General features: G+C 34.5%; 11 protein-coding genes. All 11 read left to right on the plus strand.

Translation table 11 applies throughout. From position 1 onward, the window contains the following. The 11 genes from AC1M84_RS11700 to galU all read left to right on the plus strand — a co-directional run bounded on the left by AC1M84_RS11700 (nucleotide 1) and on the right by galU (nucleotide 11,688). Entirely contained in the window at nucleotides 1-1,305 is a 1,305-nt protein-coding gene (locus tag AC1M84_RS11700; protein ID WP_481595033.1) for a lipopolysaccharide biosynthesis protein, read from the plus strand. Further along, entirely contained in the window at nucleotides 1,302-1,520 is a 219-nt protein-coding gene (locus AC1M84_RS11705) for a hypothetical protein (protein WP_481595034.1), read from the plus strand. The genes AC1M84_RS11700 and AC1M84_RS11705 overlap by 4 nt, the downstream gene beginning before the upstream one ends. Nucleotides 1,521-1,897: 377 nt before the next feature. Continuing rightward, the gene (locus AC1M84_RS11710) at nucleotides 1,898-3,046 is read left to right on the plus strand and encodes a glycosyltransferase family 4 protein (protein WP_481595035.1); all 1,149 of its coding nucleotides are present in this window, start codon (nucleotides 1,898-1,900) and stop codon (nucleotides 3,044-3,046) included. Further along, nucleotides 3,043-4,179, plus strand: coding sequence for a hypothetical protein (locus tag AC1M84_RS11715; RefSeq protein WP_481595036.1), 1,137 nt, complete (start codon nucleotides 3,043-3,045; stop codon nucleotides 4,177-4,179). The genes AC1M84_RS11710 and AC1M84_RS11715 overlap by 4 nt, the downstream gene beginning before the upstream one ends. Next, the gene (locus AC1M84_RS11720; RefSeq protein WP_481595037.1) at nucleotides 4,176-5,243 is read left to right on the plus strand and encodes a glycosyltransferase; all 1,068 of its coding nucleotides are present in this window, start codon (nucleotides 4,176-4,178) and stop codon (nucleotides 5,241-5,243) included. Before AC1M84_RS11715 ends, AC1M84_RS11720 begins: the two co-directional genes overlap by 4 nt. Before the next feature lie 7 nt (nucleotides 5,244-5,250). Next, nucleotides 5,251-6,363 carry a glycosyltransferase family 4 protein gene (locus AC1M84_RS11725; protein WP_481595038.1) on the plus strand — a complete coding sequence of 371 codons (1,113 nt, stop codon included), beginning with the start codon at nucleotides 5,251-5,253 and terminating at the stop codon, nucleotides 6,361-6,363. After that, a complete protein-coding gene (locus AC1M84_RS11730) occupies nucleotides 6,363-7,301 on the plus strand; it encodes an NAD-dependent epimerase/dehydratase family protein (RefSeq protein ID WP_481595039.1) in 939 nt (312 codons plus the stop codon). The genes AC1M84_RS11725 and AC1M84_RS11730 overlap by 1 nt, the downstream gene beginning before the upstream one ends. 7 nt (nucleotides 7,302-7,308) lie before the next feature. Then, nucleotides 7,309-8,322 (plus strand): MraY family glycosyltransferase, encoded by a 1,014-nt coding sequence (locus AC1M84_RS11735; RefSeq protein ID WP_481595040.1) that lies wholly within the window; start codon nucleotides 7,309-7,311, stop codon nucleotides 8,320-8,322. Further along, a complete protein-coding gene (locus AC1M84_RS11740; RefSeq protein WP_481595041.1) occupies nucleotides 8,315-8,836 on the plus strand; it encodes a PglD-related sugar-binding protein in 522 nt (173 codons plus the stop codon). The genes AC1M84_RS11735 and AC1M84_RS11740 overlap by 8 nt, the downstream gene beginning before the upstream one ends. Nucleotides 8,837-8,900: 64 nt before the next feature. After that, nucleotides 8,901-10,775: a polysaccharide biosynthesis protein gene (locus AC1M84_RS11745; protein ID WP_481595042.1), complete on the plus strand. Its 1,875-nt coding sequence runs from the start codon at nucleotides 8,901-8,903 to the stop codon at nucleotides 10,773-10,775. 34 nt (nucleotides 10,776-10,809) lie between these two features. Beyond that, nucleotides 10,810-11,688 (plus strand): UTP--glucose-1-phosphate uridylyltransferase GalU, encoded by an 879-nt coding sequence (galU, locus tag AC1M84_RS11750; protein WP_481595043.1) that lies wholly within the window; start codon nucleotides 10,810-10,812, stop codon nucleotides 11,686-11,688. The last annotated feature ends 3 nt before the right edge of the window (nucleotides 11,689-11,691 follow it).

Raw genomic sequence — 11,691 nt, forward strand, 5'->3', positions numbered from 1 at the left:
GTGAAAAGCCTTCTTGATAAAATTAATGCAAAATTAAATGCTCAAGGAGGCTTTTTAAAAGCCGTGTCTGTGTTGGTAGGCGGGACGGCTTTTGCTCAAGGTGTAGCAATACTTGCATTGCCAATTTTGACGCGCTTATATACTCCTGAAGAATTTTCTCTATTTGCGATCTATACGTCTTTACTATTAATTTTATCCGTTGCTAGTTGTTTACGTTTTGAAATAGCAATTCCTATACCAGAAAATAATAATGAAGCAATTCATTTAGTTTTGCTTGCTCTATTAAGTAACCTCATAATTAGTTTATTAATAGGCCTAATTATCTGGATCTTTCATTCAGATATTATTTTTATTTTAAGGCAGCCAGATTTTGTCAGTTTAATTTGGTTAGTACCTATTGGTATATTCTTTTTAGGATCATATAATTCATTACAATATTGGGCTACTCGGAAAAAAAATTTTTCTCTAATTGCAAAAACACGCATGGTTCAATCTATAAGTGGCGTATCCATACAAATAATTATGGGATTAATGGGATTTTCTGTACTTGGATTAATTGTGGGACAAATTGTCAAAGTTTCTTCTGGAATTAAAAGTTTGGCATTAGGTTTCTATAAGGAAGCATATCATCCTATCCAAGACTTGAACTTAAAGACATTAAAACAAGTTTTTAAGAAAAATGATAAATTTCCGAAATATTCTGCATTAGAGGCTTTAGCTAACTCGGCGGCTATTCAGTTACCTATTATTTTAATTGCCGCCCTAGCTTTAAATGCTGAAGCTGGATACTTAATACTAGCAATGCAGATCATGGCAATACCACTAGGATTTATTGGCGGAGCAGTTGCTCAAGTTTATTTATCTCATGCATCAGAAAAATATAATCAGGGAGAGTTAACTCAATATACTTATAAATGTATGTTTCAGTTGCTAAAGATTGGAGTAATACCACTTTTTGTCATCTGTCTTTTAGCTCCGAGTATAGTGCCACTTATATTTGGTGAAGCCTGGCTGCGTACTGGTGAAATGATGCTATGGATGCTTCCTTGGTTTGTTATGCAGTTTTTGGTATCACCTATTTCTATGTCATTACATATTACGGGGAATCAGAAAGTTGCATTGCTCTTACAAATTTTTGGCTTAGGTATTCGAGTTGGGGGAATGTACCTGTTTAGTATATTCATAAGTAATTTTATGTTCGAATATTATGCATTATCAGGGTTTATTTTTTACAGCTTATATTTGCTTATAATTTTTTTGATTGTTAAAGACTCTGATAAAGAGTTTAAAAGAGTGAAGGTATGAAGATTTTAACAGTACTAGGGGCTAGACCTCAGTTTATTAAAGCCGCAGCATTTTCAAGAGCTGTTGATAACATTGATAATATTAAAGAAGTGGCAAATAAACTTAAAGATATGATTGATCAAGAATGTTTTCTTGGAGATGAGGATTCTGAAAATATAAAAAAATTTATTAAAGAGGCTTCTAGTTGGTCGTCAAATATAAAAAATGGGATTTAGCTTTATTTGGAGCTGATACATTAAATGAATCTTAGAAAAATTTTATCATTTGCTTTAGGGCCTTTGGGGAGTGCTTTAATTGGTTTTATTACTTTGCCTTTACTGGCAAGGTGCAGCAATAGCTACCGCCTTGGCATTTTGGGTATTATTTTTTGCTAGAACAGAGTTATCAAGTTTTTTATGGAGAAGTATACCAAGATTTAAAATGTATTTGTTTACTTTTACACTTTGGATATATAGTACTCTTTTTGCAATATATGGAGAGGCTGAGAGCTTTTTAATATACGGGTGGATTGCATTATTTTTATTGGGATTCATAGTTTTCAGAAAACAGTACTTTTACTGCTATTCATTAATTTCTAAAAAAGGACGAAATTTTGAAAATTGATTTAATAATGATCTCCAAGTTGAGCAAAAGTGATGGCGGAAGAGAAACATGGCTGAAAAATTTTTTACATGAAATCGAAAGCCGAGATTCTTCAAAGAAAATTTTATTTAATTTGATAACTTTGAAAAATAATGAAGATAGTATTTTGGAAAAAGATAATACTATTGTAAATAATCATATTCAATATAATAATAGTTATAGGTTTTTGCCTATATCAATCCAATTTATTTTTTTTTGTTTTTTTAAATTTTTTTTAAAAAGAAAAGATGCAGATCATGTTTTAGCAGTTGGCGGTTTAGAAGAGTCTTTAGCAGCTGTTGTAGGATATATATTTAAAAATATAAAAGGGAAAAGGATTCTATGGCTAAGAACTATCTATACTAAAGAAAAAGGTTATTTATTAAATCGATTTACCCAGAAGGTATTGTTGAAGTTTGAAATTTTTATAATAAAGAGTTTTTTTGATCTCGTTATAGCAAATGGAGAAGACACCGCTGAATTTTATCGCAATCATGGTGTTGAGTGTCATGTTATCAAAAACTCAATAGACTTAGAGCGCTGGAATTGCCCTATGGTAACTGATATTAATAATAAATTAAATATTGCTTTTATTGGAAGGTTAGCTGAAGTCAAAGGTATTAAATCTTTTTTAGAGAGTATTATTTTATTAAATAAAAAATATCCTAACAATAATTTTAATTTCCATGTGGTTGGTGACGGGCCTTTTAGAAATCAAGTTGAAGATTTAGCAGGAAAAAATCTGATCAATTTTTATGGAGCTATTCCTAATGAAGAACTACCAAAGTTTATGCAAAAATTTGAGGTTTGTGTAGCTTTAACTTTTCTTAGTGATTTTATAGGAGGAGGGGGGGTGTCAAATGCCTTAATTGAGCAGATGGCCGCTAAAAAGGTAATTGTATGCTGGGATAATAATATTTTTCGCTATGTCTTAGAGGATGAAAGTTGTTACTTTGTAAGGCAAGGGGACGCAGATGCATTAGCAGAAGCTTTTTTGGAGATTTCCTATAATCGGGAGGTGGCGAAGAAAAAAAGCTGTAAATCTTATCTTTTAAGCCAAAACTATTCAATCCATAATCACGTAAATTCTTTCTTTGATTTGGTTGAGAGCTGTAAATGAAAATTGAGCACTTAGCATTAAAAAAGATGGCTATATATTTAATATTACTAAGTATACCATTTTCATATTTTACTATTTTAAATATAAGAGTCTTACCAATATTAGTGGTAATGGCTGTTATATTATTGGTGCCAAAATCCTTGGAAATTAATTTTGATCAAAGTGCTCTTGTATTTACTTTGATGATCTTAGTTGTTTTCTTTATGTCTTTGCTAAGTAGCGATTTTAATTCTTTCTTTTCTCTTATAGTTTTTTTTATTACGGCATATTGGCCATTTTTGTTAAAAAGGGAATATCTTGATCAAAAAAAATTGGATAGGCTTATTAAATTTTATATTTTAATAGCATGTTTAATGTCTTTAGGAGTGATTTTACAGTCAATTTTATATAACAAATTTGGTATTGTTATAGGAAAAGTTGATGAAATGTATGAGCGTATAGGATTTGGTTTTATTTGGTCAGACTATAGTTTTTTTTCTTTATATTTGGCTTCTGTTATACCGTTGGTTTGGTATAAAAATCGTATTTTACCCTCTATGGTTCTTTCCTTATTTTTGTTATTAGGGTCTCTTGTTACTACTGCTAGGACTGGTTTTTTTGGTCTTTTAATATTTTTAATATTTTTAATATTTTTAATATTTTTCAAAACGCTAGTATTAGGGAAAATAAATTTAAAAAAATTTGTTGGTGGTTTTGTAATTATTGGATTTTTAGCTATTATTTTTCTAAAATTTTTCTTAGAAAATTTTAGTCGTTTACTTGATTTAGATTCAAGTGGTAGGTTTGAGGGGTATTATAATAGTTTAAATTATTTTCTAAATAATGTTTTTGTAGGCTCGTACTATAGTATAGATATCTATAAAAGTAATGTAGGTGTCATTCCTCATAATTTGTTTTTATATAATTTGGCTTTGGGTGGGGTTGTTTTTTTTACATTATTTATTTTTTGGTTATTTTTATTAATAAGAAAAACTAGCTATGGTAATAAATTTATTAGTTACTCTTTATTTGTGGTTGTAATTGGATTTCAATTTATTCCGGCTATTTTTACAGCATATTTTTTTGCTTTTTTAATTTCACTACTGTTATATTCTAATCGATTAAACATTTATGAAAAAGGACGCATGAAATGAAAATTTTATATGTCATTACAGGCTTAGGGCAGGGCGGAGCTGAGCGTGTAGTATGTGATTTAGCGGACAAAATGTATGAAAATGGTTTTGAGGTTAAAATTGTTTATTTAACTGGTGAAATATTAGTTCGTCCTAAAAATATTAATGTGGATATAATACCTTTAGATTTGAATAATCTATATGGGTTATACTCAGCATCGAATAAATATAAAAAACTGATTCAAGATTTTCAACCTGATGTTGTGCATGCACATATGGTACATGCTAATATTTTTGTACGTATCAATCGTATTGGTTGTGCTGTGCCAAAGTTAATTTGTACTGCTCATAATTCTAATGAAGGTGGAAAGTTTAGGATGATGGCTTATCGATTAACAAACTTTTTATCTGACTTTAATACTAATGTTAGTCAAGAAGCTACAGAATCTTTAATTAGCAAAGGTGCTTTTAATATAAATAATTTAACCACAGTCTATAACGGTATTGACTTAAGTAAATTTAAATTACTTAAAGCGGACAAAAAAAATGATGAAATAATGTTTTTGTCTGTAGGTCGGTTTAATGAGCAAAAAGATTATCCAAATTTATTACATGCAGTTACTATTTTTCATAAAAGCCTAAAATACAAAAAGTGTATATTTAACATAGCTGGGGATGGCGAACTTAGACCGCAGATAGAGGCATTAATTGAGCAGCTCGGTTTAAAGGACCATGTAACTTTGCTTGGGCGTAGAGATGATATACCACAATTGATGCAAGAGGCAGATTTCTTTATTTTGCCATCAGCTTATGAAGGATTTGGTTTAGTTGTTGCTGAGGCAATGGCATGCGGTGCTTTTGTCATTGCGACTAATAGTGGTGGTGTCGCTGAAGTCATGGGAGATACAGGAATGTTAGTTCCGCCTAAAGATAGTAAGGCGTTGGCGGAAGCAATAAAAAAAGTAGTCACTAAAACACCTTCTGAGATACAAGAAAATAATTTGAAAGCACGGCAACGTGTGGAAGAATTATTTTCTTTAGAAAAATCAGTTGAAAACTGGTTAAAAATTTATAGAAATGAATGAAAACCTTATGTTAAACATAGTTTATATTATCACCCGCTCAGACGTGCTTGGTGGTGCTAGCGTACACCTACTTGATCTAGCGAAAGGCATGATCAGTCAAGGGCATCAAGTTTATATCTTGGTAGGTGGAGAGGGAGCTTTTACTGAAGAGCTAAAAAAAAATAATATAAATTTCAGTTCATTAGGGTACTTAAAAAGAGAAATCTCTATAAAAGATGATGTACTAGGTTTTTGGGAAATAAAAAAACACTTAAAACAGCTGAAGCCAGATATAGTACATTGCCATTCTAGCAAGGCTGGCTTATTGGGTCGTTTAGCAGCTAAATCCTTGAATTTACCTGTAGTGTTTACAGCACATGGTTGGGCTTTTACTGACGGAGTAAGCCCTAGAAAACAAAAAATATATGCGACTTTAGAGCGTTTTATGACTAAGTTTTCAGATCATATAATTACAGTTTCAGAATATGATCGACAACATGGTTTTAAACATAAAGTTGGAACACCAGAGTTGGTTCAGACTATTCACAATGGTGTACCAGATATAAAAACTTCAGCAAGCGAAAAGTCTAGCTCTATAGTAAGATTGATTATGGTTGCACGTTTTGAAGATCCTAAAGATCAATATTTTTTGATACAAGCACTTTCAAAATTACCTGCTCATTTAACTTGGCAAATAGATTTTTTAGGTGATGGGCCAAATCTTCAAAAATGTCAGGAATTGGCTACCTATGAAAATCTTGATTCAAAAATCATTTTTCATGGTCAAAGTTTTAAAGTAAAAGAGTTTTTGAATCTGGCTGATATTTTTGTATTAATTTCAAATTATGAAGGCTTCCCTTTGACTATATTGGAAGCAATGAGTACATCTTTACCTATTATTGCTTCTGATGTGGGAGGGGTAAAGGAAAGTGTTAGTTCTAAAAATGGATATATTATCCCTAAAGGGGATATTGATTTTTTAATTCAGTCACTTCAAGAACTGATTGTAGATAAAAATTTGCGTCTACAATTAGGCGATAACAGTCGCCATTTGTATGAAACACAATTTAATTTTAACACAATGTTGAATAAAACATTAGATGTCTATACTCAAGTATTATCAAAGCGGTCTTTAAAATAATGAGAGTTTTAATCACAGGTGCAACAGGATTTGTAGGTACAGCTCTGACTGAACAGGTGAGTAGTTTTTATGACACTATTGTTTTAATTCGTACTCAGAATAATGTACTTTCTTCAAATATCCAACAACTTGTTGCTGCTAATATTTTTGAAGCAGACTTACCCAACAATATAGACGTCATTATTCATTTAGCAGGTCGCGCCCATATTCTAAATGAACAAACAACAGACCCATTGTGCGAATTTCGCAAAGTGAATGTAGAAGGTACTTTGCAATTAGCACGTCAGGCTTTAGATAAAAAAGTAAAACGCTTCATATTTATGAGTTCTATAGGTGTTAATGGTTCAGTAACATTACATCAACCATTTACAGAAGATGCCTCACCCCAGCCTCATGCGGATTATGCTGTTTCCAAACTAGAGGCTGAGCAAGAACTTAAAAAGTTATTTGCTGGATCAGACACAGAATTAGTTATTATTCGTCCACCTTTAGTTTATGCTGCTCATGCGCCAGGTAACTTTGCTCGGTTACTCAAACTAGTTGCAAGTAATTTACCTTTACCTTTTGCAGGCACACAAAACAAACGCAGCTTTGTTGCACTTGAAAATTTGGTAGACTTTATTCAAACCTGTATTGAACATCCAAATGCAGCCAATCAAACATTTCTAGTGGCAGATCAAACTCGTATTTCTACACGTGAGCTGGTGCAATATTTAAAGCAGGGCATGGGAAAACCTGCACGTTTTATTTATATTCCGCAACCACTCATGAAACTAGGAGCCGCATGTATTGGCAAATCCAAGCTCTATGAGCAGTTGTTTGAGTCACTAGAAGTTGATACGACCAAAGCTCAGAAGTTGCTGGGTTGGACAGCACCATTGAGTACCCAGCAAGCGATGCTGCAAGCGGGTCAAAACTATTTAAAAATGAAAGAGTAATTTACGCATGTCAATTTTTGCGCTGAGCATCGTATTTTTTATACTGACATTATTATTCACAGGCTATATGCGAGCTTACGCCCTTAATAAAAATATAATAGACAACCCCAATGAACGTAGCTCCCACAGTGTACCTACGCCACGCGGTGGTGGGGTTGCGGTTGTGTGTAGTTACTTGTTGGCGCTGGCGGTGTTGATTTATAGCCAACAATTGACGTTACATATTGGTTTAACTCTTATGGCAGCGGGTTTTGTTATCGCCTTGCTAGGTTTTTTAGATGACCATGGGCATATTAACTCGATGCTACGCTTAGCAATCCATTTCTTAGTGGCTATAGCAGTAGTGATTAGCTTTGGTGGATTTGCTGATATACAGATATTTAATGGCTTTGAGTTAGGCTTTATTGCGAACATTATTGCTGTATTGTTTTTGGTTTGGCTACTCAATCTATATAACTTTATGGATGGTATTAACGGTATTGCTAGTGTTGAAGCCATTACAACTACTGTAAGTATGGCAATTATTTATTTACTACTTAATACATCGCTGAATAGCGATATTTTGTGGTTATTAGCTGCATGCGTATTTGGCTTTTTATTGTGGAACTTTCCTAAAGCTAAAATCTTTATGGGTGATGCTTGTAGTGGTTTTTTAGGTTTAACACTTGGTATTTTAGCGTTAATTGCCTTGAAGGAAAACTTAGCTTTATTTTGTGCATGGATCATTTGCTTAGGAGTGTTTGTGGTAGATGCTACTTATACGCTTATCAAGCGCGTGCTTAAGGGTTATAAAATGTATGATGCGCATCGTAGCCATAGTTATCAAATTTTATCGCGCAAATGGGGTAGTCATACGCCAGTCACCATTGCTGTTGTGTTCATTAACCTCTTATGGTTATTCCCAATTGCTTATCTGACAGTTCAAGACTATTTCTTTTCTCCAGAATTAGCTGTTCTAATCGCATATTTGCCCCTAATTATAATTGCAGCATTTTTAAAAGCAGGTAATCCCGATGCCTGAGAGTGAATCATCTTTACCTGAACTGCTCATTCTAGGTGCTGGTGGCTATGGTCAAGCATTAGCTGAAGTCGCACAATTGTTAAACCATTGGTCTAATATCTATTTTGTAGATGACCAATGGCCGAACAAGAAGGTAATAAATGGAATTAAAGTTGTTTCAAATATTGAGTGTTTAGAAGCATGGGTGAAAAATAAGCAAGTACACGGAATCGCTGCTGTAGGAAATAATTTGATTAGACGAAAATGGCATGAAAGTCTTTTAAAACTTGATATACCATTAGTGAACATCATACATCCAAGTGCAATCATTAGCCCAAGTGTAAAAATTGGAAAGGGAGTTTCAATGATGGCGGGTTGTATCATAAGTGCTAATGTGACTATCAAAGATGGTGTTTTATTAAATTTAGGTGTACTACTTGATCATGATGTCGTGGTCAGTGAATATGCACATTTAAGTGTTGGCGTTAAATGCGTTGGGGGAGAATTAATTGAAGAGAATGCTTTTTTGAAATAATTCATTTATATATTCAAATCACTCATCAATTAATGCATGACGATCAGAATTTAAGAAGGTCTATGTGAAAAATTTAATTATAAGTTTAGCGGCAAGTTCTAGGGCATTAAAACAAATATTTTTAGTGGCTTTAGATTTTTTTGTTTTTCCTATTCTTATTTGGTTATGTTACGCCATTCGACAGTTTGATTTAGGTGTAGACGTTGTACCAAATCTTGCTTTTGGCTCTCTTTGGGTCTCTTTGATTGCAGTCTGTGCATTGGGCTTAGCACGAATCTATAGTTTTATCGTAAGAGCCTTTAACGAGGCCTTCATTTTTCAGTTGGGTTTAGCGACAACACTCACTGTTTTAGCACTATATGCTTTAGCTTATTTTACTCATGCATTTATTCCGACCTCAATTCCGTTGATGTTTGGATTTATGATGTTTGCATGGATTTGGCTCAGTCGAGGGATCATTAGAGCCCTTGTCAAATATGTATTACATGCAGATATTCCGCGTAAACGCATTGCGATTTATGGAGCAGGTTTTGCAGGTCAACAAGTTGCAGCCATGTTGAATAATTCTGATGAACATTTACCTGTCCTATTTTTAGATGATGATGTTACGCTTGCCGCGAAGAATATCGGTGGATTAAAAGTCTATCATGCAGCGGATGCACAAAAAGTGCTGAACAAACATCAAGTCAATGAAATTTTGATTGCTTTGCCCTCGGTGGGGCGTCAACGTAAAACCGAAATTATTAAAAATTTAGAACCCGCACACTTAAAAATTACTGAGATTCCAGGTTTAACAAAATTGGTCGATGGTGAAATACGACTGTCGGATATTCAAGAAGTCGATATTATTGACTTACTTGGTCGTGACCCTGTACCGCCTGTAGCGCATTTACTCTCAAAAAATATCACCAATAAAATCGTGATGGTTACTGGTGCGGGCGGATCGATTGGTTCTGAACTGTGTCGTCAAATCATTAAAAACCAACCTAAGTTATTGGTGTTATACGAACTGACAGAATTTGCGTTGTATAGTATCGATAAAGAATTACGTCAAAAAACAGAAATCACCATTATTCCGATTCTCGGCACGGTTCTAGATCAACAAAAACTTGAGCGTGTCATCGCACAATATCAAGTACAAACTGTTTATCATGCGGCAGCTTATAAACATGTGCCTTTGGTTGAATGTAATCCGATTGCAGGTGTAAAAAATAATGCAGTCGGTACAGCCTTTAGTTTAAATGCAGCTGTACGAAATCAAGTGGAAACATTTGTGCTGATTTCAACCGATAAAGCGGTTCGTCCGACCAATGTCATGGGTGCAACCAAACGTATGGCGGAGCTTTATTGTCAAGCGATGGCCGAAGCGCAAGATCACACTCAGGTGAGTATTGTGCGATTTGGCAATGTACTGGGTTCATCGGGTTCAGTTGTTCCGCTCTTTAAGCAACAGATTGCAAGGGGTGGTCCAATCACAGTGACGCATCCTGACGTTACACGCTACTTTATGACTATTCCAGAAGCTTCTCAATTGGTGATTCAAGCTGGTGCTTTAGGTGAGGGTGGAGACGTATTCTTGTTGGATATGGGAGAGCCAGTTCGTATTCAAGATTTGGCGCGACAAATGATTTCACTCAGTGGGCTAACGGTTCGTGAAGAAGGATCACAAACAGGTGATATCGCCATTCAATATTCAGGTTTACGTCCAGGTGAAAAATTATATGAGGAATTGCTAATCGATCAAGAGGATACTCAGATTACCGAGCATAGCCGGATCCTCAGATCGTTTGAAAAATCGTATCCTTTGGATGAAATTTTACCCGTATTTGACCGTTTCTATGATTTAACTGCAACACATGAAGATGTTGATTGGGTGTTATCTCGACTAGAATACTATGTAGATGGATATCAACGCGGTGCTGAAATTCGCGTTAACTAATTAAGTAAATTAAATATTTTGTAGAGCTTTTAATATGTCGATCAAAAAAGCGATTCTTCCTGTAGCAGGTCTTGGTACACGTTTTTTACCCGCAAGTAAGTCGATTCCTAAAGAAATGGTGACGGTGGTCGATCGTCCTGCGATTGAATATGTGGTCAAAGAAGCGATTGCTGCGGGTATTGAACAAATTATTTTAGTCACACATGCTTCAAAAGCATCGATTGAAAACTACTTCGACCGTAGTTTTGAGCTGGAAACGACTTTAGAACAAAAAAAGAAATTTGATTTATTGAAAGAAATTACCGAAATTTTGCCCGCGCATGTGAGTGTGATCAGTGTGCGTCAGCCACAGCCTTTAGGTTTAGGGCATGCTGTGCTCTGTGCAAAAGATGTGGTAGGTAATGATGATTTTGCAGTGCTACTCCCTGATGTGTTAGTAAAAGATACCGATGAAATCAATGACTTGAGCTTGATGATTCAGCGTTATAACGAATCAAAAGCATCACAAATTATGGTTGAAGCTGTCCCTGAACAGATGGTCGATCAATATGGCATTGTGGATGTGGCTGAGTCACCGCTTGAGGGGCAAAGTATCCAAATGCAAGGGATTGTAGAAAAACCTGCAGTGGGTACAGCACCATCGAACTTATCTGTGGTAGGACGTTATATTTTGCCTGCGAAAATCATGCAATTGCTTGAGCAAACACCAAAAGGTGCGGGTAATGAAATCCAACTGACCGATGCGATCGCGATGCTTCAACAAACAGATGTGGTAGAAGCCTATCGTATGAAAGGTCAAACCTTTGACTGTGGAAGCAAGTTGGGTTATTTAAAAGCAGTATTACATTACGGTATGGATCACCCAAGTTTAGGTGAAGCTTTTAAAGTCATGATTAAAGACTTAAAACTTTAAAAC

It is taken from the genome of Acinetobacter sp. 24-47-66, assembly GCF_056779755.1.